At 70.7% G+C, this 23,054-nt stretch carries 26 protein-coding genes and 1 tRNA gene; 14 read left to right on the top strand and 13 right to left on the bottom strand.

Translation table 11 applies throughout. From position 1 onward, the window contains the following. Positions 1-15 precede the first annotated feature (15 nt). Entirely contained in the window at positions 16-756 is a 741-nt protein-coding gene (locus H9L21_RS13375) for an SDR family NAD(P)-dependent oxidoreductase (RefSeq protein WP_154596499.1), read from the bottom strand. Between the two features lie 26 nt (positions 757-782). On the opposite strand from H9L21_RS13375, the gene mshA reads away from it, so the two are divergent. From mshA to H9L21_RS13355, 4 genes are read left to right on the top strand one after another with little or no spacing between them, the layout of a single operon-like run. Continuing rightward, positions 783-2,009 (top strand): D-inositol-3-phosphate glycosyltransferase, encoded by a 1,227-nt coding sequence (gene mshA / locus H9L21_RS13370; protein ID WP_154596500.1) that lies wholly within the window; start codon positions 783-785, stop codon positions 2,007-2,009. Next, positions 2,006-2,491: a type III secretion system chaperone family protein gene (locus H9L21_RS13365; RefSeq protein ID WP_154596501.1), complete on the top strand. Its 486-nt coding sequence runs from the start codon at positions 2,006-2,008 to the stop codon at positions 2,489-2,491. Before mshA ends, H9L21_RS13365 begins: the two co-directional genes overlap by 4 nt. Positions 2,492-2,522: 31 nt before the next feature. Further along, entirely contained in the window at positions 2,523-3,095 is a 573-nt protein-coding gene (locus tag H9L21_RS13360) for a DsbA family oxidoreductase (RefSeq protein WP_154596502.1), read from the top strand. A gap of 10 nt (positions 3,096-3,105) precedes the next feature. After that, the gene (locus H9L21_RS13355) at positions 3,106-3,849 is read left to right on the top strand and encodes a phosphoglyceromutase (RefSeq protein ID WP_154596503.1); all 744 of its coding nucleotides are present in this window, start codon (positions 3,106-3,108) and stop codon (positions 3,847-3,849) included. A 96-nt stretch (positions 3,850-3,945) separates the two neighbouring features. Here the strand turns inward: H9L21_RS13355 and H9L21_RS13350 are convergent, their stop codons facing one another. Both H9L21_RS13350 and H9L21_RS13345 read right to left on the bottom strand, forming a co-directional pair. Further along, positions 3,946-4,623: a response regulator gene (locus H9L21_RS13350; protein ID WP_187411568.1), complete on the bottom strand. Its 678-nt coding sequence runs from the start codon at positions 4,621-4,623 to the stop codon at positions 3,946-3,948. Further along, on the bottom strand, positions 4,620-5,831 hold the full coding sequence (locus tag H9L21_RS13345; protein WP_255467062.1) for a sensor histidine kinase: 1,212 nt from the start codon (positions 5,829-5,831) through the stop codon (positions 4,620-4,622). The genes H9L21_RS13350 and H9L21_RS13345 overlap by 4 nt, the downstream gene beginning before the upstream one ends. A 54-nt stretch (positions 5,832-5,885) precedes the next feature. On the opposite strand from H9L21_RS13345, the gene phoU reads away from it, so the two are divergent. Further along, positions 5,886-6,533, top strand: coding sequence for a phosphate signaling complex protein PhoU (gene phoU / locus H9L21_RS13340; RefSeq protein WP_154596504.1), 648 nt, complete (start codon positions 5,886-5,888; stop codon positions 6,531-6,533). 67 nt (positions 6,534-6,600) lie between these two features. Here phoU and H9L21_RS13335 read toward each other — a convergent pair whose 3' ends face one another. Continuing rightward, on the bottom strand, positions 6,601-7,161 hold the full coding sequence (locus H9L21_RS13335; protein WP_154596505.1) for a hypothetical protein: 561 nt from the start codon (positions 7,159-7,161) through the stop codon (positions 6,601-6,603). Positions 7,162-7,254: 93 nt separating this feature from the next. Between H9L21_RS13335 and H9L21_RS13330 the strand changes: the two genes are divergently transcribed. Beyond that, positions 7,255-7,740 (top strand): CarD family transcriptional regulator, encoded by a 486-nt coding sequence (locus H9L21_RS13330; protein ID WP_154596506.1) that lies wholly within the window; start codon positions 7,255-7,257, stop codon positions 7,738-7,740. Between the two features lie 56 nt (positions 7,741-7,796). Here the strand turns inward: H9L21_RS13330 and H9L21_RS13325 are convergent, their stop codons facing one another. Then, a complete protein-coding gene (locus H9L21_RS13325; protein ID WP_222865791.1) occupies positions 7,797-8,393 on the bottom strand; it encodes a TetR/AcrR family transcriptional regulator in 597 nt (198 codons plus the stop codon). A 44-nt stretch (positions 8,394-8,437) separates the two neighbouring features. On the opposite strand from H9L21_RS13325, the gene H9L21_RS13320 reads away from it, so the two are divergent. Then, positions 8,438-9,628: an oxygenase MpaB family protein gene (locus H9L21_RS13320; RefSeq protein ID WP_154596507.1), complete on the top strand. Its 1,191-nt coding sequence runs from the start codon at positions 8,438-8,440 to the stop codon at positions 9,626-9,628. 121 nt (positions 9,629-9,749) lie between these two features. On the opposite strand, the gene ispF is transcribed toward H9L21_RS13320, so the two are convergent. Beyond that, positions 9,750-10,220 carry a 2-C-methyl-D-erythritol 2,4-cyclodiphosphate synthase gene (ispF, locus tag H9L21_RS13315; protein WP_222865790.1) on the bottom strand — a complete coding sequence of 157 codons (471 nt, stop codon included), beginning with the start codon at positions 10,218-10,220 and terminating at the stop codon, positions 9,750-9,752. Between the two features lie 19 nt (positions 10,221-10,239). Further along, the gene (locus H9L21_RS13310; RefSeq protein ID WP_154596508.1) at positions 10,240-11,388 is read right to left on the bottom strand and encodes a C39 family peptidase; all 1,149 of its coding nucleotides are present in this window, start codon (positions 11,386-11,388) and stop codon (positions 10,240-10,242) included. 103 nt (positions 11,389-11,491) lie between these two features. Here H9L21_RS13310 and cysS point away from each other — a divergent pair, with 103 nt between their 5' ends. Next, entirely contained in the window at positions 11,492-12,901 is a 1,410-nt protein-coding gene (gene cysS, locus H9L21_RS13305) for a cysteine--tRNA ligase (protein ID WP_187411566.1), read from the top strand. Continuing rightward, positions 12,901-13,845, top strand: coding sequence for a 23S rRNA (guanosine(2251)-2'-O)-methyltransferase RlmB (gene rlmB / locus H9L21_RS13300; protein ID WP_154596509.1), 945 nt, complete (start codon positions 12,901-12,903; stop codon positions 13,843-13,845). The genes cysS and rlmB overlap by 1 nt, the downstream gene beginning before the upstream one ends. 13 nt (positions 13,846-13,858) lie before the next feature. On the opposite strand, the gene H9L21_RS13295 is transcribed toward rlmB, so the two are convergent. Together H9L21_RS13295 and H9L21_RS13290 are read right to left on the bottom strand one after the other, a co-directional pair. Continuing rightward, positions 13,859-15,142, bottom strand: a complete 1,284-nt coding sequence (locus H9L21_RS13295) for a D-arabinono-1,4-lactone oxidase (RefSeq protein WP_154596510.1) — start codon at positions 15,140-15,142, stop codon at positions 13,859-13,861. After that, complete coding sequence (locus tag H9L21_RS13290) at positions 15,139-16,317, bottom strand: amino acid deaminase/aldolase (RefSeq protein ID WP_255467061.1); 1,179 nt, start codon at positions 16,315-16,317, stop codon at positions 15,139-15,141. The genes H9L21_RS13295 and H9L21_RS13290 overlap by 4 nt, the downstream gene beginning before the upstream one ends. Before the next feature lie 24 nt (positions 16,318-16,341). Here H9L21_RS13290 and H9L21_RS13285 point away from each other — a divergent pair, with 24 nt between their 5' ends. Together H9L21_RS13285 and H9L21_RS13280 are read left to right on the top strand one after the other, a co-directional pair. Next, on the top strand, positions 16,342-17,124 hold the full coding sequence (locus tag H9L21_RS13285) for a hypothetical protein (protein ID WP_154596512.1): 783 nt from the start codon (positions 16,342-16,344) through the stop codon (positions 17,122-17,124). A gap of 36 nt (positions 17,125-17,160) precedes the next feature. Continuing rightward, positions 17,161-17,236 (top strand) — tRNA-Thr (locus H9L21_RS13280). A gap of 7 nt (positions 17,237-17,243) precedes the next feature. Here H9L21_RS13280 and H9L21_RS13275 read toward each other — a convergent pair. Next, positions 17,244-18,176 (bottom strand): MBL fold metallo-hydrolase, encoded by a 933-nt coding sequence (locus H9L21_RS13275; RefSeq protein ID WP_154596513.1) that lies wholly within the window; start codon positions 18,174-18,176, stop codon positions 17,244-17,246. A 117-nt stretch (positions 18,177-18,293) separates the two neighbouring features. Between H9L21_RS13275 and H9L21_RS13270 the strand changes: the two genes are divergently transcribed. The 3 genes from H9L21_RS13270 to purU are packed head-to-tail and all read left to right on the top strand — an operon-like array spanning position 18,294 to position 20,388. After that, positions 18,294-19,097, top strand: coding sequence for a class I SAM-dependent methyltransferase (locus H9L21_RS13270; protein ID WP_154596514.1), 804 nt, complete (start codon positions 18,294-18,296; stop codon positions 19,095-19,097). Between the two features lie 39 nt (positions 19,098-19,136). After that, positions 19,137-19,472, top strand: coding sequence for a cupin domain-containing protein (locus H9L21_RS13265; protein WP_154596515.1), 336 nt, complete (start codon positions 19,137-19,139; stop codon positions 19,470-19,472). 49 nt (positions 19,473-19,521) lie between these two features. Beyond that, positions 19,522-20,388, top strand: a complete 867-nt coding sequence (gene purU / locus H9L21_RS13260) for a formyltetrahydrofolate deformylase (protein WP_222865789.1) — start codon at positions 19,522-19,524, stop codon at positions 20,386-20,388. Between the two features lie 3 nt (positions 20,389-20,391). Here the strand turns inward: purU and H9L21_RS13255 are convergent, their stop codons facing one another. From H9L21_RS13255 to H9L21_RS13245, 3 genes are read right to left on the bottom strand one after another with little or no spacing between them, the layout of a single operon-like run. Further along, a complete protein-coding gene (locus H9L21_RS13255) occupies positions 20,392-21,252 on the bottom strand; it encodes a hypothetical protein (RefSeq protein WP_154596517.1) in 861 nt (286 codons plus the stop codon). Next, on the bottom strand, positions 21,249-21,827 hold the full coding sequence (locus tag H9L21_RS13250) for an RNA polymerase sigma factor (protein WP_187411565.1): 579 nt from the start codon (positions 21,825-21,827) through the stop codon (positions 21,249-21,251). Before H9L21_RS13250 ends, H9L21_RS13255 begins: the two co-directional genes overlap by 4 nt. 57 nt (positions 21,828-21,884) lie before the next feature. Further along, the gene (locus tag H9L21_RS13245) at positions 21,885-23,051 is read right to left on the bottom strand and encodes an AI-2E family transporter (RefSeq protein ID WP_187411564.1); all 1,167 of its coding nucleotides are present in this window, start codon (positions 23,049-23,051) and stop codon (positions 21,885-21,887) included. Between the last annotated feature and the right edge of the window lie 3 nt (positions 23,052-23,054).

The raw sequence follows: 23,054 nt of genomic DNA, 5'->3' as shown, positions 1-23,054 counted from the left end.
GAGCGGTCGTCCGGGTCACGTGGGCCGGCGGTGCACCTTCCACTGCGCGGCCTGGGCGACCGGCTTGATGACCATCAGGTCGATGTCGACGTGCGCGGGTCGCGTCGCGACCCAGCAGATGGCGTCGGCGATGTCCTGCGCCACGAGCGGCTCGTCGACGCCGGCGTACACGGCGTCGGCGCGCTCCTGGTCGCCGTCGAACCGGGTGAGGCTGAACTCCTCGGTCTTGACCATGCCCGGAGCGATCTCGGTGATGCGCACCGGCTGGCCGTTCAGCTCCAGCCGCAGGGTCTCGGTGACGGCCGCCAGCGCGTGCTTGGCGGCGGTGTAGCCGCCCCCGCCCTCGTAGGTGATGTGCCCGGCGGTCGAGCCGACGTTGATGATCGTGCCCGCGCCGGAGGCGATCAGCGCCGGAGCGAGCGCCTGGGTCACGGCCACGGTGCCGAGCACGTTCGTCTCGTACATCCAGCGCCAGTCCGCGAGGTCGGCCTCGGTGACGGGGGACATCCCCTTGGCGCCGCCGGCGTTGTTCACCAGCAGGTCGAGTCGGTCGCCGACGACCTCGACCAGACGTGCGACGTCGTCCGGTGCGGTGATGTCGCAGGGCACGGCGGTGGCGCCGATCTCCTCGGCGAGACGCTCGATGCGCTCGCGTCGGCGGGCGACGGCGAAGACGGTGTATCCAGCGGCGGACAGGGCGCGGGCGGTGGCCTCGCCGATCCCGCTGCTGGCGCCGGTCACGACTGCTGTGGGCATGGGGACAGCGTGCCAGAATGGATCGCATGTCTGCTCGCGGGATCCGTCGTGTCGCGATGCTCTCGGCGCACACCTCTCCGTTGGACCAGCCCGGCACGGGCGACGCCGGCGGCATGAACGTGTACGTGCTGGAGCTGTCGAGGCAACTGGCCGCCCACGGCGTCGAGGTCGAGGTCTTCACGCGCGCCACGTCGCGCCACCTGCCGCCCGTGGTCGACGCCGGCGACGGGATCCGGGTCCACCACGTGGCCGCCGGCCCGTTCGAGGGCCTCACGAAGGACGAGCTGCCCAGTCAGCTGTGCGCCTTCGTCCGCGACGTGCTGCGCGTCGAGGCACGCCATGACCCCGGCTACTTCGACCTCGTCCACTCGCACTACTGGCTCTCGGGCCAGGTCGGCACCGTGTTGCGCGAGCGCTGGGGCGTCCCGCTCGTGCACTCGATGCACACGATGGCGAAGGTCAAGAACGCCGCGCTGGCCAGCAACGACCGCCCCGAGCCCGTCGGTCGTGTCGCCGGCGAGGAGGAGATCGTCCGGTTCGCGGATCGGCTGATCGCCAACACCGCCGAGGAGCGCCGCGAGCTGATCGACCTCTACGACGCGGACCCGAGCGCGGTCGCCGTCGTGCATCCGGGTGTCGACCTGGGCGTCTTCACGGGTTCGGTGCCCGACGACGAGCCGCCCCTGATCGTCTTCGCCGGCCGCATCCAGCCGCTCAAGGCCCCCGACGTGGTGCTGCGGGCCTCCGCCCTGATCGACGTGCCGCACCGCGTCGCGATCATCGGCGGTCCTTCCGGCAGCGGCTTGGACCGCCCGACCGAGCTGACCGACCTCGCGCGCGACCTCGGCATCGCCGATCGGGTCGAGTTCGTCCGCCCGGTCACGCAGGCCGAGTTGGCGCAGTGGTACTCGCGCGCCGCCGTCGTCTGCGTGCCGTCGCACAACGAGTCGTTCGGGCTCGTCGCCATCGAGGCCCAGGCGTGCGGCACCCCGGTCGTCGCGGCGGCGGTCGGCGGTCTCACCACGGCGGTCGCGGACGGTGTCACGGGCACGCTCGTCGACGGCCACGATCCGGCCGACTACGCGGCGGCGATCCGGCCGTACCTGGCCGACGCAGCCTTCCGGCGCGAGGCCGGTGCCAAGGCCGTCCACCACGCGGAGTCGTTCGGGTGGGACGTCACCGCCGAGCGCACCCTCGACGTCTATGCCGCCGCCCTGCGGGACCGCGCGGTGGCGCGGAAGGAGAGCCGATGACCGACGTCCGCGACGTGATCGTCGCAGCACTGGACGAGGCCGGGCTCGAGTACGTGCGTCACGGTGAGGACGTGTTCGAGGTCGAGCTGCCGGGCGTGCGCAAGCTCAAGACCGCCTGCCGGCTGGAGGTCGGGAAGCACGCCCTCGGCGTGCACGCGTTCGTCGCGCGCCGCCCCGACGAGAACCACGAGGCGGTCTACCGCTGGCTGCTCGAGCGCAACCTCAAGCTCTACGGGGTCGCCTTCGCGCTGGACGCCGCCGGCGACATCTACCTCGACGGGCGTCTCCCGCTCCAGGCGATCACGGCCGGCGAGATCGACCGGATCCTGGGCTCGGTGCTCTCCTACGCCGACGAGTCGTTCAACCCGATCCTCGAGCTGGGCTTCGCGTCGAGCATCCGCAAGGAGTGGCGCTGGCGCGAGTCGCGCGGCGAGTCCACGCGCAATCTCGACGCCTTCCGCCACCTGCGCCCGCAGGACTGACCCTTCCGTCCCGTCGCGTAGCGTGGTCGCCGTGAAAGCCATCGTGTTCGCCGACGTGGTGGACGCCTGGTCCTACGTCGGCGCCGTCCGGTTCGAGCGGGCCGCGGCCCTGTACACGATCGTGACCGGCGAGCCGGTCGAGATCTCGTACCGTGCGGCCGCGTTCGAGGCGCCGGCCGCCGTCGAGGGCGTCGCCGCGGCCGCCCGCATCACCGGCATCGAGCTCAACGCCGACGAGGTCGTCCCGGCCGACTCGACCGACGCCTGGCGCCTGCTGACCTGGGCCGCCGAGTCCGGTGCCGACGTGCAGCGCGAGCTCTTGCACCAACTGTGGCGCGCGTACTTCCTCGAGGGGACGGACATCGCGGACTCCTTCGTCCTGGCCAGCCGCGCCGCCCTGGTCGGACTCGACCTCGAGACCGCCGACGCGCTGCTGGCGAGCGACGAGTTCCGGACCGAGGTCGCCGATCAGCGCGAGACGGCGGCGGCCATCGGGGCGACCTCCTCGCCCTTCGTCGTCGTCGAGGCCCGCTACACGCTCGCGGGCGTCCATTCCCAGGACGACTACCTCCGGGCCCTGCAGTCCATCGCCACCCAGCACTAGGGTGGGATCCATGAGCACCTTGGTCCTGCTGCGTCATGGACACAGCGAGTGGAACGCACTGAACCTCTTCACCGGTTGGGTCGACGTCGACCTCAACGAGCAGGGCGTGCAGGAGGCGTTGCGCGCGCCCCAGCTGTTGAGCGAGGCCGGCATCCTGCCGGACGTCTCGCACACGTCGCTGCTGCGACGGGCGATCCGCACGTCCGAGATCACCCTCAACGGCATCGACCGGCACTGGGTCCCGGTCAAGCGCAGCTGGCGTCTGAACGAGCGTCACTACGGCGCCCTGCAGGGCAAGGACAAGAAGGAGACCCTCGAGGAGTTCGGCGAGGAGCAGTTCATGACCTGGCGCCGCTCGTACTCGACGCCGCCGCCGGCGCTGCCCGACGACTCGGAGTTCAGCCAGGTCGGCGACGCGCGCTACGCCGAGCTGCCCAGTGAGCTGATGCCCCGCACCGAGTGCCTGGCCGACGTCCTCGACCGCATGCTGCCCTACTGGTACGACGAGATCGTGCCGGACCTGCGGGCGGGCAAGACGGTCCTGGTCACGGCGCACGGCAACTCGCTGCGCGCCCTGGTCAAGCACCTGGACGGGCTGGGCGAGGACGAGGTCGTCGGCCTGAACATCCCCACCGGCATCCCGTTGGTCTACGACCTCGACGACGACGTCAAGCCCACGACCCGCGGGGGCCGGTACCTCGACCCCGCTGCCGCCGAGGCCGCCATCGCCGCCGTCGCCAACCAGGGCCGCTGACGCCGCAGGTTTACCACGGGACCGTGGTAATTCCGCGCCTCCCCAGGGAAGTTTCCCGAGGGAAGCGCTGGTTTACCACGGGACCGTGGTAAACCGTCAGGCGTACTTGTAGCCCAGCCCCCGGACGGTGGTCAGGACGGTCGGGTGGGCGGGGTCGTCCTCGATCTTCGCGCGCAGGCGCTTGACGTGGACGTCGAGCGTCTTCGTGTCGCCGACGTAGTCCGAGCCCCACACCCGGTCGATCAGCTGGCCGCGGGTCAGGACGCGGCCGGAGTTGCGCAGGAAGAACTCGAGCAGCTCGAACTCCTTGAGCGGCAGCTTGACCTCCTGGCCGTCCACCGAGACCAGGTGGCGGTCGATGTCCATGCGGACGGCGCCGACCTCGATCACGGCGTCGTCGTCGGGCTCCTCGGCGGCGCCGCGACGCAGGACCGCACGGATCCGCGCCACCAGCTCGCGGGGGGAGTACGGCTTGGTCACGTAGTCGTCGGCGCCCAGCTCGAGGCCGACGACCTTGTCGATCTCGGTGTCCTTCGCGCTGACCATGATGATCGGCACCGACGAGCTCTGGCGGATGGTGCGGCACACCTCGGTGCCCGGCAGTCCGGGCAGCATGAGGTCGAGCAGGATGATGTCCGCGCCGCCGCGCTCGAAGGCGGTCAGGGCGTCGGGACCGGTCTCGGCGACCGCGACGTCGTAGCCCTCCTTGCGCAGGACGTACGACAGGGCCTCGCTGTAGCTGGCCTCGTCCTCGACGATCAGGACCTTGGTCACTCGTGCTCTCCTTCATCGATGTCCCGCGCCGGCAACACCAGCGTGAAGGACGAACCGAGGCCCGGCTCACTCCAGACCTCGACGGTACCGCCGTTGCTGGCGGCGACATGCTTGACGATCGACAAGCCCAGGCCGGTGCCCCCGGTGGCGCGGGCGCGCGCCGGGTCGACCCGGTAGAACCGCTCGAAGATCCGCTCCTGCTCCTCCGGGGCGATGCCCACTCCGTGATCCGACACGGTGATCCGCACGTCCTGGCCGTCACCCACGGCCGCGACCGCCACAGCCGATCCGGCCGGGCTGTACGTCACGGCGTTCTCGACCAGGTTGCTGACGGCGGCGTGCAGCTGGGCCCGGTCGCCGCGCACGTGGAGGTCGGACTGGACGTCCTGCGTGATCTCGATGCCCTTGGCCTCGGCGTCGGTGCGCGAGTGCTCGACGGCCTCGGCGACCAGCTCGTCGACCTTGACGGTGCGCGCGTCGTCGCTGACCACATCGGCCTGCAGGCGCGACAGGTCGATGATCTGCTGGACGAGTCGGGTGAGGCGTTCGCTCTCGGTCTGCATCCGGGCGGCGAACCGCTCGACCGCCTCGGGGTCGTCGCGTGCCTCGCCGACGGCCTCGGCGAGCAGGCTGATCGCGCCGATCGGGGTCTTGAGCTCGTGGCTGACGTTCGCGACGAAGTCGCGCCGCAGCGCCTCGACGCGCTGCTCGGTGGTGCGGTCCTCGACCAGGGCGAGCACCAGTCCGTGCGACAGCGGTGCGACCCGGGCGCGGACGTAGACCGGGGGACGGCGCCGGGCGCGGATCTCGAACTCGGCCTCGCGGACCTCGCCGTAGCGACGCACCTGGCGCACGAGGTCGAGCAGCTCGGCGCTGCGGAGCCGGTCGTCGTCGGTCACGAAGCCGAGGCCGATCGCCGCGGCCGAGGCGCGCAGGACGCGCTCGTCGCGGTCCAGGACCAGGGCCGAGGACCGCAGCACCGAGAGCACAGTGACGATGTCGGGCGGGACCGCCGGCGTCCCGGTCGCCGGGACCCTCTCCTGCGAGCGCTCGGAGAACCGCCACACGTACGTGATGACGGCACCCAACACGACGCCCGCGGCACCGGCCAGGATCGAGGAGACCTCCACGAGGTCGATCGTAGGCTGCCCGTGGGGGCGCGCCGTCACCGAGAGCCCTCGGCCGCCGGGGTTTCCGTCATCGTTCACCGGGCGTTCACCGCACGTCGCCGGGCATTCATGCAGCGCCCCTAGCGTCGAGCCATGCGCGACCAGTACTACGAGCAGCTCGACCACATCGTCGACGAGCTCGTCCTCATCACCGACCGGGTCCGAACCGCCGTGGCCGATGCGACCACGGCCCTGCTCGAGACCGACCTTCCGACCGCCGAGCGGGTGATCGGCGGCGAGAGCGACATCGAGGAGTCGATCGACGAGGTCGAGGAGCGCGCGCTCGTGCTGCTCGCCACCCAGCAGCCCGTCGCCGGCGACCTGCGCCAGCTGGTGTCGACGCTGCGCATGGTGGCCGACCTGCAGCGCATGAGCGCCCTGGCGGTCCACGTCTCCAAGATCGCGCGGCGGCGGATGCCGGTCTCGGCCGTGCCCGAGCCGGTCCGGCCGCTGATCCGCGACATGGCGAACGTGGCGCACTCGATGATCGGGTCGGCCGCCCGCATCGTGTCCGAGCGCGACCTCGACGCCGCCGCCGCCCTCGAGTTCGAGGACGACGAGATGGACCGCCTGCGCCAGGAGCTCTTCCGCGTCCTGCTGGAGGGGACGTGGGAGCACGGCGTCGACACGGCGATCGACCTGGCGCTGCTGGGGCGCTACTACGAGCGCATGGGGGACCACGCGGTGAACATGGCCCGCCGCGTCGTCTACCTCGTCACGGGGGAGCTGCCGGTCGCCTGACCGGGGAACGACGAACGGCCCGGGCGATCCGCCCGGGCCGTTCGTTCGTGCTGTGTTCGTGGGGTGGTCATCCCGCCGGCGGCGAGGTGTCCTCCTGGTCGTCGTTGGTCTCCGGCATGGCCGGGTCGGTCTCGTCCTCCTGCGGCGTCGCGGTGGCGCCGGGCTTCGGACGCTTGGCGACGCTGTCGTACATGCTGTCGCGCGCCACGATCGGCACCTCGAGGCTGGAGTCGCCGCCGGGCGTCGCCGCGAAGCTGATGGTGACGTAGTCGCCCGCGGTCACCTCGACCAACTTGACGACGATCTCGCCCTCGGCGCCGAGCGTGAGCAGCTGCTGCGGCTTGACCGAGATGGGGCGGGGGAGCTTCTTGGCGGCGCCGTCGATCGAGACCGTCTCGATGGTCTGGGCCTCGTTGGCGAGCAGGCCACCGGAGAACGTCGCGGTGCCGTCGCCGTTGTCGACGAGCAGGCCGTTGAAGACCTGGACGGGGCCCGTTCGCAGGTCCGAACCCACGGACGCTTGGTACTGCTGGTTGGTCTGCGCGCGGAAACTCGTGCCGCAGGCGGAGAGCGCGAACGGGGCGATCAGGGCCAGGGCGACGGTGGCGACGGTGCGACGAGTGCTCACCTTGGCATGGTATCCGGCACGGTCGGAGATGAACGCAGGCAGGGTACTCGTTCCCTTCTGTTATTCTAGTCACCTAGGAAAGGTGCTTGCTCCATGGCTTTCTCTGTCGGCGAAACCGTTGTGTATCCGAACCACGGCGCTGCGGTCATCGAAGACATCGAGGTCCGGACCATCAAGGGTGAGGACCGCGCGTACCTCGTTCTCCGGATCATCGCTCAGAACGATTTGGTCGTGCGCGTGCCGGCCGACAATGTCGACCTGGTGGGGGTGCGCGATGTGGTCGACGAAGCGGGACTGGAGCGAGTCTTCAGTGTCCTTCGTGCCGAACACGTCGAAGAGCCCACCAACTGGTCCCGACGGTACAAGGCGAATCTGGAGAAATTGCACTCCGGTGACGTCCTGAAGGTGGCCGAGGTCGTTCGCGACCTGTGGCGGCGTGATCACGAGCGTGGCCTCTCGGCCGGCGAGAAGCGGATGCTGGCCAAGGCGCGCCAGATCCTCGTCTCCGAGCTCGCGCTCGCCGAGAACACGAACGAGGACAAGGCCGAGACCCGTCTCGACGAGGTCCTCGCCTCCTGATTCGAACACTATGAGAAACGCCCGGCTCCGGCCGGGCGTTTCTCATGTCCGGGGTCTCACAGGCACGCCATGCCGAGGGCGACCAGGTCGTCGACGAACTCCTCGCGGGTCAGCGGCGGATCCTCGTCGAGCACGAAGCGGACCGTCAAAGACTCCACGGCCAGCACGATGAGCCACGAGGAACGTGCAGGATCGCGCTGCCGGCCGTGTGCCGGAAGACGTCCGCCGAGGTAGGCCCGCAGTAAATCGCGCACCCGCCGCTCCAGGCCGAGTCGGTCGTCCAGGTGCCGCGACGCCGGCAGCTCCTGCCAGACCACGCGCAAGAGGGTGGGGTCGCGCTGCAGCGCCGTCAGCAGCGCCTCGGCGGTCGCCCGTGCCATCGCCGCGGGCTCGTCGTGGACGTGGTCGACCAGGGCCGCGACAACGTCCTCGGCGAGCCGGTCGACGTAGCGCGACGTCACCTCCTCGACGATCGCCGCCTTGTCGGGGAAGTACTGGTAGAGCGAGCCGGGACTGACGCCGGCGCGGTCCGCCACCCGGTTCGTGGTGAGTCGCTCGTACCCGTCGGCCACGAGCACGTCGCGAGCCGCGTCGACGATCGCGTCGACCATCTCGCGGGATCGCTGTTGTCGCGGGACTTTGCGCAGGGCCATGACGCGAATTGTATGCGAGTAATTGCTCGTGTCAGGGTGACGGCATGACCCAGGTGTCCGTATATCCGTCGCGCTTCCGCTCGGCCGAGCAGCGAGGCCGTCGCCTCGGCCGCGTGCTCAAGTACGCCGGGGGTGTCTCGCAGGTCGACGACGGGCTCCTCGACCGGATCGGCCGCGCCTTCAACGAGCAGGACGAGACCGGCGCCCGGTTCGCCGCCGCCATGCGACGTCCGGTCGGTGATCCGGAGCGCGTGACGATGGAGCAGTTCACGCGGGCGCTCCAGCAGGGCGTGGGGGCCGTCGAGGCCGCCCCGCCGGCGCTGGTCGACCTCGTCGGTCCGGCCGAGCAGGACCCGCCGTGGCTCAACCGCGAGCTGGTGGACGAGGGAGCGCGCGTGTACCGCCGGTTCGGGCGCAATGCGGCCGACGTGTTGTTGCAGCTCGCGCTGATCGGCGGCTACCGGTTCGGCGGCCCGCCGGACCTGCTGGTGGCGACCGGCGCGCTGACGGGCGACAGCACGCGTCGGCGTCTCGCCGAGACCCAGTCCTGGGCCGTGGCCGTGACGACGCCCGGCGGCCTCGAGCCCCATGGCGACGGCTGGCGGACCACGCTGCACGTGCGCGCCATGCACGCGCTGGTGAACCAGGCCATGGCGCCGCGCTGGGACACCGAGCGCTGGGGACTGCCGATCAACCAGGCGGACCAGGCCGGGACCCTCGGACTCTTCGACGGCACGGTGTTGATCGGCGTGAAGGCGCTGGGCGTCCCGGTGAGCCGGGCGGAGTCCGACGCGGTGATGCACCTGTGGAAGTACGTCGGATGGCTCATGGGCGTCGACGAGTCCTGGCTGGTCGAGACCGAACGCGAGCGGCACCGCATGAACTACCACGTGGTCCTGGCCCAGGCCGGCATCACGGAGGCGGGCCCGCGCCTGTCGCAGGACATCATCTCGGTGCTCGGCACGCTGCCGCACGGCCGCTGGAAGACGGAGCGGAACCTCAGCATGCTGAGCGTCTTCCTCGGCCGCGAGAGCATGCGCGAGCTCGGCCTGCCGTGGCGCCCGCCGTGGGCGCTGGCGATGCTCTGGGCCGCGAACACGGCGCGCTATCGGGTGCTCGGCCGCCTGCCCGGCGGTCGCGAGCGGCTGGACGTCGCGGGCGCAGCCGTGGCCCAGAAGATCTTGGCCGAGTACTACGACTCGGACGACCGCGCGGTCGCCGAGCTGCCTGCCTGAGGCGCCCCGCGCTCCACTTTTGGAACCGGATCCACCGTCTCGGACAGGTTCGACGTGGATCCAGTTCCAAAAGTTGGACGGGGGAGGGGAGGGGGAGAGGCCGGGCCGGAGGGGGACTCCGTCAGACGACGAGGGCGACGGCGATCGCGGCGATGCCCTCACCGCGTCCGGTGAGGCCCAGGCCGTCGGTCGTGGTGCCCGAGAGTGACACCGGTGCCCCGATGGCCTCGGACAGCACGGCCATCGCCTCGTCGCGGCGGCCGGAGAGGCGCGGCTCGTTGCCGATCAGCTGGACGCTGACGTTGCCCACGGCCAGACCGGCCTCGCGCACGAGCTCGGCGGTCCCGCGCAGGAACTCCAAGCCCGAGGCTCCGGCATAGCGCGGGTCGGCGGTGCCGAAGCGGCTGCCGATGTCGCCCAGTCCGGCGGCCGTCAGCACCGCGTCGACCATCGCGTGGGCCACGCAGTCGCCGTCGGAGTGCCCCTCAAGCCCGCGCGGGGCGTCGGGCCAGTGCAGTCCGGCCACCCACAGGGGACGGCCCTCGACGAGCTGGTGCACGTCGGTGCCGATGCCGACCCGGGGAATGCTCACGTCCTGCACCCTAGTCGGGTCAGAACTTCAGCCGCTCGGCCGTCGGCGCGATGACGTAGGTGACGCCGCCGCTGCCCTTGAGCCAGGCCCGCTCGAACTGCGCGCGGTCGTAGACGCGACGCACCTGCGAGTTGGTCCGTCCCGCCGGATCGTTCACGATGACGTCGCCCGTGGCGGTGAAGCCGCGCACGACGAGGAGGTGGCCGGGCGTCGAGCTGATCGGGGCGCCCGTGAGCTGGCCTCGACCGAACGCGACCGAGGCGATGACCGGGACGCCCTGCTTGATGTACGACTCGATCGGTCGCAGGTTCACCAGCCGGTGGACGACCGCGTCGGTGCCGAAGCGCGACGCATACGCGGTGTTGAACGGCCAGGTGCCGGTGCCGCGGTAGGAGGAGTCGTAGCTGTAGCGAGCGGCATGATCGACCTGCGGATCCGCGCCCTTGGCGAACGCGGTCGCCTTCTTCGACGGGCCCAGGCCCCAGTACCGCAGCACCATCGACGTCGAGGTCGGCGAGCACCAGGCCTCGCCGCCGCCACCGAACTGCGGGAAGTGACCTCGGTGGATCATCTGCGAGTACGCCGGGACCTTCAGGTCGATCGTCCGGGTCATCGAGGTCTTGGAGGTCTTGGCCGTCTTGCTGACGTAGGTCGACGACACTCCGGTGACGGCGCGGACGACCGGGGACTTCACCTTCGTGGACTTGCGCCAGGCCGACACCTGGATCTGCCAGCGGGTGAACGACTTGCCGGAGCGGGCGCGGACGATGTCCGTGTCGAGCTGGGCGAGGGCGTCGGCCTGCTTGCCGTACGTCGTGCGCTTGCCACCGGCGAGGGCGTGGCGCCACTGCGCCACCGTCTTCCACGACGAGACCTTCGAGCCGTCGGCGACGCGGACGTAGACCTTGAGCCACGTGCCGTCGGGCATGCGGCCGACGTTCCACGAGGGGAGCAGCGCGGTGCTGCGTTGCGGCGTCGCCACCCACGGCGACCGCCACATCTTGCCCTTCTTGCCCGCGGGGATGACCAGATTCGGCGTCCAGCGGGTGAGCTGCGGCTTGGGGTGGGAGGCGGCCTCGGCCGGCGCCGTGGCCAGCCCCGGCGCGATCAGAACGGACGTCAGCAGGGCGGTGAGCACTGCCGCGACGGGGAAGAGTCGGCGGATCACCGCCTCAGGCTAGGTGAAATGTGTGACCAGCGGTAGGGAAGTGGCGGGGCGGGCACGAATCGACGCGGTCCGGACACCGTGCTGCGGCCGATACTCTTGACTCGTGACGCTGCACCTGTACGACTCCGCCAGCCGTGAGCTGAAGCCGCTCGACCCCGTCGTGCCCGGCAAGGTCGGCATCTACCACTGTGGACTGACGGTGCAGGGTCCTCCGCACATCGGGCACATCCGCAAGGAGCTCGTGTTCGACGTGCTGCGTCGTTGGCTGGAGCGGTCGGGCCTCGAGGTCACGATCATCGCCAACGTCACCGACATCGACGACAAGATCCTCGCGAAGGCGCGCGAGCAGGGTCAGCCCTGGTTCGCGGTCGCGTACGAGAACGAGCGCGCACTGCACGCCGCGTACGAGGTCCTCGGCTGCCGCCCGCCCACCTACGAGCCGCGCGCGACGGGCCACGTCCCCGAGATGATCGAGATGATCGAGACCCTCATCGAACGCGGTCACGCCTATCCGGCCACCGACGGCTCCGGCGACGTGTACTTCGACGTCCGCTCGTGGCCGGACTACGGCGAGCTGTCGAACCAGCGCATCGACGACATGCAGGCGGCGCCCGACGCCCCGGCCGAGGGCAAGCGGGACCCCCGCGACTTCGCGCTGTGGAAGGGCCGCAAGGCCGACGAGCCCGAGTCGGCGTCCTGGCCGACCCCGTGGGGACGCGGTCGCCCCGGTTGGCACCTCGAGTGCTCGGCGATGGCCGCGAAGTACCTCGGCACCGAGTTCGACATCCACGGCGGCGGCCTGGACCTGCGCTTCCCGCACCACGAGAACGAGCTGGCCCAGTCCCGGGCCGCGGGACAGCGGTTCGCCCGCGTCTGGATGCACAACGCGATGCTCAACCTGGGCAACTCCAAGATGAGCAAGAGCGTCGGCAACACGCTCGCCGTCAGCGAGGTCGTCAAGCGCGTGCCCGCGATCGCCCTGCGCTACTACCTGGTCGCGGCGCACTACCGCTCGATCATCGAGTTCAGCGAGCAGTCCCTGGCCGAGGCGGCCACCGCCTTCGAGCGGATCGAGGGCTTCTGCCTGCGCGCCGCCGAGCTGGTCGGCGCGGGCGAGCCGGGCGACGTCCCGGTCGCGTTCGCCGAGGCCATGGACGACGACCTCGCCGTGCCCGCCGCGCTGGCCGTGCTGCAGGCCGCGGTCGGCGAGGGCAACCGGCTGGTCGCCGACGGTCCGTCGCCGGAGCTGGCGCAGACCCTGGCGTCGGTGCGGGCGATGCTGGACGTCCTGGGACTCGACCCGTTCACCTGGGCCACGACGCAGGGCGAGTCCTCCGCGACCGTCGACGCGCTGGCCCAGCTCGTCGACGCGCTGGTGGCCGCGCGCGCCGAGGCCAAGGCCGCCAAGGACTGGAACCGCGCGGACGAACTGCGCGATCAACTCACTGCTGCGGGGATCGAACTCGAGGACACGCCCTCGGGGACCCGCTGGAACCTGAAGGGTGGCCACTGATGGCCGGCAACAGCAAGCGCAAGGGTGCGATCAAGAAGACGGGCAAGGGCAACCCCACCGCCGGTTCGGGCGGCCGTCGCCGTCAGGGACTGGAGGGCAAGGGCCCGACGCCTCGTGCCGAGGATCGTCCCTACCACAAGAAGCACAAGATGGCCCAGGCCGCCGAGAAGCGTCAGTCCGGTCGGCCGAAGCGTCGCAACGACGACGGCCCCGAGCTGGTCGTGGGCCGCAACTCGGTCGTCGAGCTGCTGCGGGCCAACGTGCCCGTCGTGGCGCTGCAGATCGCCGAGGGCATCGACCGTGACGACCGCGTGCGCGAGATCTTCCAGCTCGCGGCCGACCGCCACGTGCCGCTGCTCGAGGTCGCCCGCGTCGAGCTCGACCGGATCACGTCCGGTGCGGTGCACCAGGGTGTCGCGGCGAAGCTCGAGGCGTACGACTACGCCGATCCGGACGAGCTGCTCGACCTGGCCGCCGAGCGTGGCGAGCCGGCGCTGATCGTCCTGCTCGACGGCATCACCGATCCGCGCAACCTGGGTGCCATCGTGCGCTCGGCCGCCGGCTTCGGCGTCCACGGCGTCGTGATCCCCGAGCGCCGGGCGGCGCACATGACGGCGGCGGCGTGGAAGACCTCCGCCGGTGCCGCCGCGCGCGTGCCGGTGGCCCGCGCCACCAACCTGACGCGCCAGATCAAGGCGTACCAGGAGGCCGGACTCATGGTGATCGGCCTGGCCGCCGACGGCGACGTCGCGCTGCCCGACATGGACCTCGCCGACGGCCCGCTGGCGGTCGTCATCGGCAGCGAGGGCAAGGGCCTCTCGCGCCTCGTGAGCGAGACCTGCGACCAGCTGGTCTCGATCCCGATGTCGTCGTCACTGGAGTCGCTCAACGCGGGCGTCGCGGCCGGCATCACGCTCTACGCGATCAGCCAGGTCCGCGCCTGAGGCACGGACCTGCTCAGCTGCCGAGCACCTGCCGCAGGTAGTCGTTGGTGAACTTGCGGCCGGGATCGAGCCGGTCGCGGACGCCGAGGAAGTCGTCGAACCGCGGGTAGACCTTGCGGAAGTGGTCGGAGCCCAGGGTGTGCATCTTGCCCCAGTGCGGCCGGCCCTCGTGGGCGATGAAGATGTCCTGCATCGCCGCGAAGTACGACGTCGGGTCGGTGCGGTGGTACTGGTGCACGGCGATGTAGACGTTGTCGCGGCCGTGGCCGGTCGAGAGCCAGATGTCGTCGGCGGCCGTGAAGCGGACCTCGACGGGGAACGACACGTGCTCGCCGGAGCGCGCGTACCACCGGCGCATCTCGGCGATGGCCTCGGCGGCCGCGGCGCGCGGCAGGGCGAACTCGGACTCGCGGAACCGCACGCGGCGCGGCGAGATGAACACCTCGTGCGACGTGTCGGTGTACTCGCGGGCGCCGAGCACCGAGCCGCTGACCGCGTTGATCCGGGGGATCAGCGCGGGCCGGCGGCTGGCGATGCGCTGGATGCGCTCGTAGACCGTGTTCGACAGGAACTCGTCGTCGAGCGTGTGCCGCCAGCGTGGCAACGGGGCGCGCGGCGTTCCCTCGGGCACGCGGTTGTTGCGCTTGGTGAGCGCCCGGTCGGTGTGCGGGAAGAAGTAGAACTCGAAGTGGTCGTTGCCGTCGACGAGCTGGTCGAGGCCGGTCAGCACCTCGGGCAGCGCCATCGGCTCCTCACGCGCGTGCAACAGGAACGCCGGGACGCACTGCAGCGTGACCTCGGTGACGATGCCGAGGGCGCCGAGGCCGACACGGGCCGCGTCGAACATGTCGTGGCCCCGGTCGATCTCGAGCACCTCGCCCTCGGCGGTGACCAGCTGCAGGGCGGCCACGGCGCGGGCGATGCCGAACAACCGGGCGCCCGTGCCGTGCGTGCCCGTGGACGTGGCTCCGGCGACGGACTGTGGATCGACGTCGCCCAGATTGGGCAGCGCGAGGCCCAGCGCGTCCAGGCGCCGGTTCAGGTCGTGCAGCGAGATGCCCGCCTGGACCCGGACCAGCCCCGTGGTCGTGTCGGCGTGCAGGATCCGATTCATCGCGTCCAGCCGCAGCAGGGCGCCGTCCGTGGCGGCGATGGGGGTGAAGGAGTGGCCCGCGCCGACCGCCTTCACCTGCGGGTGCTCGCGGACGAACCCGACGACCTCGTCGGTCGAGGCCGGACGGCCGACCACGGCCGGGTGCGCCGTGACGTTGCCGGCCCAGTTCTGCCAGGTGGTCATCCGAAGTTCTTCCCCTCGCCACGGTAGGTCGGGATCATCGTGGCGTGGCCGGCCTGGTCGACCAGGGCCACGCGGTCGAACCGCTCGCACATCTCGCCGGCCTTCGCGTGCCGGAAGAGCACGCGGTCGCCGATCGTCAGGGAGCGCGCCACCTTGCCGTGCAACGGGGTCTGGACCTCGCCGGCGCCCTCGGCGGAGTACAGCTCGAGGCCCTCGGGCCACACCGGCGTGGGGACCCGGGAGTCACCCGGCGGGCCGGAGGCGATGTACCCGCCGCCGAAGCACGTGACCGCGTCGCGCGAGGGCTTGCGCACCACCGAGAGCGCGAAGAAGGCCGAGGGACGCGGAGTGAAGGAGCGGTAGCCGTCGAAGAGGGTGGGCACGAACAGGCCCGAGCCCGCGGCCAACTCGGTGATCGAGGAGTCGCCGCGCCAGACGTCAAGACTGCCGGTGCCGCCGGCGTTGACGATCTGCAGGTCGGTCATGTTCGACACCGCCTTGACGATGCGGCGACGGCGGCGGCGCAACTCGCCGGCGGAGCGGCGCTTGACCATGCGGACGGCCGCGCCGCTGTCGGGCAGGCCGGCGATCTGAGCGTCGTAGAACATCAGGCCCACCAGGTCGAAGCCCGGACGCTCGCTGATCTCGGCGGCGATCCGTTTCGCCTCGCGCGTGGTGTGGACGGGGGAGCGGTGGGCGCCCAGGTGAGCGCCGAACATCCGCAGGGATGCGTCGACGTCGAGGCAGACGCGGATCGGCGGGTGGCCCGGACCGGTGTACGCGTCGATGAGGTCGAGCGCCTCGAGGGAGTCGACCATGACCGTGATCGAGGCCAGCCGGCGCTCGTCCGAGACGAGGTCGGCGTACGCCTCGCGCTCGACGCTGGGGTAGGCCAGCAAGATGTCGTCGACGCCATGGTCGGCAAGCCACACGGACTCGGCCAGCGAGTACGTCATGACGCCACGGAAACCGTCCAGGGTCAGCGCGTTCTTGATGATCGTGCGGACCCGGATCGACTTGGTCGCCAGGCGGATCGGCACGCCGTTCGCCCGCCGGACGAGGTCGCTCGCGTTGGCCCACAGGGCCTCCTCGTCGATCACCGCGAAGGGCGTGTCGAGCAGGTTCGTGGCGCGCAGGAGGCGGGGATACGGGGGAGTGAGGGAAGGAGGGGCCACGGGGCCAGTATGCATACTGGTCGGGTGCGTCGACCGGTCCTGCTGCTCGTGTTGGTGTCCTTCGTGCTCGCCGCCTGCACGTGGCGATCGGACGACTCCGACCGTGGCGATGCGCCCGAGCCCCAGCCCACGCCCACGACGTCGATCTCGTTCGAGGACCTGGGCGTCGCGGACTGGCCGTCGCCTGACGAGGCGCGGTTCCCCGAGCCTCCGGCGCGTCCGGAGTGGCTGGCGGCCGAGGAGTACGCGCGCATGGTCGCGGCCGTGCGGACCTGGGCGGTCCAGGCCGTCGCGTCCCCCGAGCAGGTCGGTGCCGGACTGCCCGAGGAGCTGGCCGCGATGATCGCCGACGCCGGAGAGGATGACGCGGTGGCCCCGGCCCTCGCGCAGGGCAACGTGCTCGACCCCGGTCTCGAGGTGCTGGCGACAGGCCTGACGGGCGCCTGGACGCTGTCGGACGACGGGGAGTCGATGAACCTCGCGCTGCAGACTCGGGCGGCCTACGAGGTCAGGACGCCCGACGGGCCGGTGCGCGTGATCGGCGTGCTGCGGACCCAGGGCATCATCGCCGCCCCCGACACCCCGGAGTGGGGGACGGTCATGGGCTGGCAGGAGTTCGGTGCGGCGGACTGCGCCATCGCCCTGGACGGCTTCCTCACCGCCGGCGGCGACGCCGACGACCTGCAGTCGGATCTCGGCACCTTCGCCGAGATCGGCAACGGCGACGAGGCGATCACGCCCGAGCTGCCCGACGACCAGCTCGTCGACGAGGACTTCAAGCGCCGCTGTGAGGCCGGGCGGGTCTGAGGCTCGCTAGGATGAGCCGGGCGGCACGGCCGCCATGCCCCTGTAGCTCAGTCGGTAGAGCGCTTCTCTTGTAAAGAAGATGTCGCGGGTTCGAATCCTGTCGGGGGCTCCACCGGTCGTCAGTCCGTCCAGGGATCCTCGCGCCGCCACAGCGTCGGCAGGTGCAGCCGCACCCCATCGCGCTCGGCCAGCGTGCGCAGGACGCGCACCGTCACGTCGAGGTCGTCCCCGGCGTAGGGCAGGGCGCGCAGCGGTGCCGTGAGCGGGCGGAAGAAGTCGTCCCAGTGCGTCATCACCACGCGCCGTGCCCCGACCGCCGAGACCGTGTGGCGCCAGTACTGCGCGATGTAGTCCTCGCCGAGCACGCCCAGTTGTCCGACGCCGAGGTAGACCACGTCGGCGCGGGTGCCGTCCAAGGCTCCCGGTACGAACCCGGCACTGCCCTGCACGAGCGTGGACCCCGTGGCGGGGTGCTCGACCAGCAGCGACCACGCCTCGCCGCAGCGATAGGCCTTCGCGCGCGCGGGCGTGCGCAGCGGTTCGTCGATGGTGCCGGGAAAGCGATCCGGCGGGCAGTGCGCCGACGGCACTCCCGTGACGGTCCAGGGCCCGTAGGCGGTCGGGGTGGCCGGCGCCAGGAGCCGGGTCTGCTCGGGATCGAGGTCCGCGCCACGGCCGACCTGCACGGTGGAGGTACCGCCGACGAGGAGCGCCCCCGTGCGCCGGGCGACCTCGGGGGAGTCCATGACGTGGTCGAAGTGGCTGTGGACCGGCAGGACCGCCTCGACCCGCGGCGCCGTCGCCCCGATCAGGCCGAGTCGCTCGAGGGCCGCGTCGATCCGCTCGGGCACCGGAGCGATCGTTCCGAGTCCCACCTTCACCAGCGACGGCCGCGAGAAGAACCCGTCGATCACCAGGGCCGACTCGCCGTCGTCGAAGGAGAGCGTCGAGACCCCGGCGAAGGTCACCGACGGCGCGCCCGGCGCCGCCTCGGGCGCGTCGAACAGGCTCGCGTGGGCGGACAGGTCGGGGCGACCGAGCTTGATGCGCATGGACGCACCCTAGGGCGGCGCGGTCCTCGGCGGAGGCGGACAAACCCGATTCGGGGGGGGTGGGCAGACCCGCCTCGCGTCGTTAGGGTGAGCCCCACTGAGGACCTAGGGGGCCACGTGTCGCAGATCGAGCACCGCGTCGAATTGGACGCCGACCTGACGAATCCGGACTATTCCGGGCTCGTCCTGACCGACGAGGAGATCGCCGCAGGCGCGCACCGCACGTTCGTCGGCGGCGTCTGGGACTCCCATGGCAAGCACCAACTGGACTTCCTGATCTCGCAGGGCCTGAAGCCGCACCACAAGCTGATGGACGTCGGCTGCGGCTCCTTCCGGGCCGGCCGGCACTTCATCGACTACCTCGACGCCGGCAACTACTACGGCATCGACGCCAACCACTCGGTGATGCAGGCCGGCTACGACAACGAGCTCTCGGACGAGCAGCGCGCGAAGCTGCCGATCGAGAACCTGAGGGCGAACGATCGCTTCGACACCGACTTCGGCGCGACGTTCGACTACGCGATCGCCAACTCGGTCTTCACCCACGTCTCGTTGAACCACATCCGGCTGTGCATGTACCGGCTCGACAAGGTCATGGCGCCGGGCGGCTCCTTCTACGCCACGTACTTCGTGCGCAAGAAGTCCGTGCCGATCGACGCGGTCAAGCCGATCAAGCGCCGCAACAAGGGCTACTTCACCGAGAAGAACAACTACGTCTACTACCGCGAGGACCTGCGCTGGGCGGCGAAGTGGGGCGACTGGTCGTACACGTGGATCGGCGACTGGGGGCATCCGGCCAACCAGCAGATGGTCAGGTACACCAAGCTCACGCCCGAGCAGGTCGAGGAGCGTCGCGCCGCCCGTGAGAAGGCCGCCAACCCCGGCCGGGTGCGCCGGATCGCCCGGCGCATCGTCGGCTGACGCCCGTCGGACGGCGACGCGACGGGTTACGGTCGAGGCATGGAGTCCACGCATCTGCCGTCCCTCGGAAGCGACCTGCTCGACCAGGCACGCGCCTCACACGCGGGCCGCAGTGCGGCGGCCCTGCACCCGGGGCGTCACCATCACCTGCGCCAGACCGTGATCGCGCTGGCGGCGGACCACCGGCTCGACGAGCACGAGGCGCCGCCGGAGGCGACCCTGCAGGTGCTCACCGGATCGGTGCGGCTGACCGCAGGCGAGGAGAGCTGGGACGGATCAGCCGGCGACCTGCTGGTGATCCCCGACCACCGCCATGACCTGCTGGCACTCGAGGACGCCGTCGTCCTGCTGACCACGCTCGTCGACGCGACCTGACCGGGAGGGCCGATCAGCGTGCGCCGGGCCACCTGAGACGATGCAGTCCATGGACGTTCCCCAGCCGCACAGCGACTTCATCTTGACCTTCGCCTGCCCCGACCGGGTGGGCATCGTGGCGACGATCGCCTCGACGCTGGCGCAGGACGGTTGGACGATCACCGAGAGCCAGCAGTACGCCGATCCCGACACCCGGCGCTTCTTCATGCGGGTGCGATTCGCCGCCGACCGCGAGGTCGAGCTGGAGCAGATGCGGGCGATGCTGTCCCCGGCCCTCGAGCCGTTCGAGATGGACTGGGAGCTGCACGACGCGACCGCTCCGCTGCGCGTCGTCGTCATGGTCTCCAAGCAGGGACACGTGCTCAACAACCTGCTGTTCCACACCCGGCAGGGTCAGCTGCCGATCGAGATCGTCGCGGTCGTGTCGAACCACCCCGACTGGCGCGACGTGGTCGAGTGGCACGGGATCGAGTTCCACCAGATCCGCGTGACCCCCGAGACCAAGCGCGAGACTGAGCAGTTCGTCCTGGACCTGATGGAGCGCACGCAGGCCGAGGCGCTGATCCTGGCCCGGTACATGCAGATCCTGACCGACCAGATGTGCCGCGACGTCCACGGCCGCGCCATCAACATCCACCACTCGCTGCTGCCGAGCTTCAAGGGCGCGCGACCCTACGAGCAGGCGCACCGGCACGGGGTGAAGGTCATCGGCGCCACGGCACACTACGTCACGGCCGACCTCGACGAGGGGCCGATCATCGAGCAGGACTTCCGCCGCGTCGACCACCGCTCGTCGGCCGCGGAGCTGGCGGCGATGGGTCAGGACCTCGAGGCGCGTGCGCTGGTGCACGCGGTGCGCGCGCACGCCGAGCACCGGGTGCTGCTCAACGGGATGAAGACGGTCGTCTTCGACTGACGTTCACCGGAAGAGCGCGTCGACCTCGGAGCGGTCCAGTGAGGGTGACCAGGCGGCGTTCGGCGGAGCCGCAGCCCAGACGAATCCGTCCGAAGCCGCAGTCAGCGATTCGATGACGACGGGTCCCGACCCCGTCCCGCCATCGATCGCCAGGAGAACCGATGCGCCGGTGCGATGGGGAACATGACCCCCCGGCCGGACCTCCACGAGATCGTCGAGCTCCTTCTCGTCCAGGCGGCCGAACGTGGACTCCAGGTATCGACGCATGTCCCGCTTGGTGACGACTCCTCCGTGCTGGAGCACTGTCATGGTGGCTGCGCCGGCCCTCTGGCGCGACTGCTTGACCGCGACGGTCAGTCGAGTCAGCACCTCTGCGTCGTCCTCGCCGCCGATGACGACCGGCACGGAGTCGGTCACCGTGCCCTCGACGACGTCATCGATGAGACTCGAGCGCGTGAACTCCTCGAACGTGCTGGCGCCATAAGCCGCGGACCGGGAGGTGGTCTCGCTGCCGGCCACCTCGATCACCTGGATCGGCGGGGTCGCGGATACTCGCTCGGCCGGCGATTCGCGAGCAGGGTCCCGGCTGCTCGAGGCGGTGTCGGTCACGTCCGCGCCATCGAGCGTGGCGAAGAGCGGAGCCGCCACGACCGCGACGGCCGCGATGCCAGCCGCCCATGCGAGCGAGCGATGCCGGGGTGCCGGGCTTCTCATCGCCGACACGTCCGAGTTCGTTCGCGAGTGTCCGACCTCGTCCCGGTACCGGGCGTACGCCGACTCGAAGTAGGTGTCGTCGGGGGTGCCGATGTGCGCGGCCTCCACCAGCGCGTTCCACGCGCTCGCGGGTTCGTCTCGTCGATTCATCGCCGTCCCTCTCGTCCAGTGCCCTTCTGCCCCTCACTTGTCCGGTCGTCGGTCGAGCGTTCGCTCATCGCAACGCGCAGGCGCTCACGAGCACGATGCAGGCGTGATCGCGCTGTCCCTTGGCGCAGGCCGAGGACCGAGGCCGCTTCGGTCGGAGAGAGCCCTTCCCACGCCACGAGGAGAAGGACCTCACGTTCGGCCGGCGGCACCTGGGCCAACGCTGCGCGCAGCTCGGGTGCGACGGAAAGGGCGTCGAGGCGCTCATCGACGGCTTCCCAGTCCTGGCCCGAGGTGTCGCGCTGGCGGAACGGTGTTGCGGGCCGGCGACTGCGACGCAGATGCGCGCGCAGGACATTGCGAGCGACCCCGAAGAGCCAGGGCCGGACGTCCCCTCGAGCGGCGTCGAAGGTGTGTCGGCTCGTGTAGGCGGCGACCCACACATCGACCAGGAGGTCATCGGCGTCCGTCGGTGACCGGCGCGCCAGATACGCATGGATCGGCACCCGAAGCTCCCACAGGGATGCACCGAACCGCTCGGCCTCTTCGGCTGACGGGTCCTGAGGCACGATGTTCACACCTCTGTCTTGGCCGGGAGTCGCCGAAGCGTTCGCTCCGGGTCGATTCGGGGCCTCTCAGAGTGGTCGGCCGGTCCCCGGGTCGGGGTCGTCCGGCGGGTCTGACGCCGGGGTCGTCGAGGTGAGCGCCACGGGGTCGCCGCCGGCCGTCAGGGCCGCGTCGATCCGCTCGTTGGCGTAGCGCAGGATCTCGGCGACCGTGGCCGTGACGGGCACCGCCAGGAACGCTCCGGTGATGCCGAACATCGAGCCGCCGGCGGTGACGGCCATCAGCACGACCGCCGGGTGCAGGTTCATGCTCTTGCCCTGCAGCATCGGCGACAGGACGTTGCCCTCGAGCTGCTGCACGGCGACGATCACGATCAGGACGATCACGGCGTCCCGCGGCGAGTTCGTCACGAGCGTGACCAGCACGGCGATCGCGCCGCTGGCGAAGGCACCGATGATCGGGATGAACCCGCCGATGAAGGTGATGAGCGCCAACGGCACCCACAGCGGCTGGCCGACGACCAGCAGTGCGGTGCCGATCAGCACGGCGTCGATCAGCGAGACGAGGGCCTGGGTGCGGATGAAGCCGCCCAGGGTGTTCCACGCCCGGTAGAGCAGCTCACGCAGGTGGCCGCCGACGCGGTGGCCGCCGAGGCGCTCCACGAAGGGCAGGAAGCGGTGGCCGTCCTTGATGAACAGGAAGGTCAGGATCAGCACCAGGACGGTGTTGACGACGACGTTCGTGGCGACGCCGATCGTGGACAGGACGCCGCTGCTGATGTCACCGGCGCTGTTGCGCAGCCAGTCCTCGATCGAGTCGAGCGCGTTGCTGATCTGGTTCGACTCCACGGGCAGGGGGCCGTTGAGGAGCCACTCCTGCACCTCGCCGACGCCCTTCGCGGCGCGGTCGGCGATCTGGGGCGCCTCGTCGATCAGCTGCGGGATGAGGATCGAGAACAGGAATCCGAGCGCGGCCAGGAAGGCCAGCAGCACGAGTCCCGCAGCGGCGGCGGCCGGCACCCCGCGGTCGCGCAGGGCCTTGGCCGGCGGGCCGAGGACCGTCGCGAACAGGATCGCCAGGGCGACCGGGAACCAGATCACCCACGTGTGTCCGACCGCCCAACCGAGGACGTACAGGGCGGCCGCGATCACGACGAGGCGGATGCCCCAGCGCTGGACCACGCCGAAGCCCTGATCGATGATGACGGCCCGGTCGCGAATGCGTGTCTCGCTCACGCC

It is taken from the genome of Aeromicrobium senzhongii (genome assembly GCF_014334735.1).
In the GTDB taxonomy this organism is placed as follows: Bacteria; Actinomycetota; Actinomycetes; order Propionibacteriales; family Nocardioidaceae; genus Aeromicrobium; species Aeromicrobium senzhongii.
Note: the sequence above shows the minus strand (reverse complement) of the source record. Positions and strands in the feature narration are given on the sequence as shown.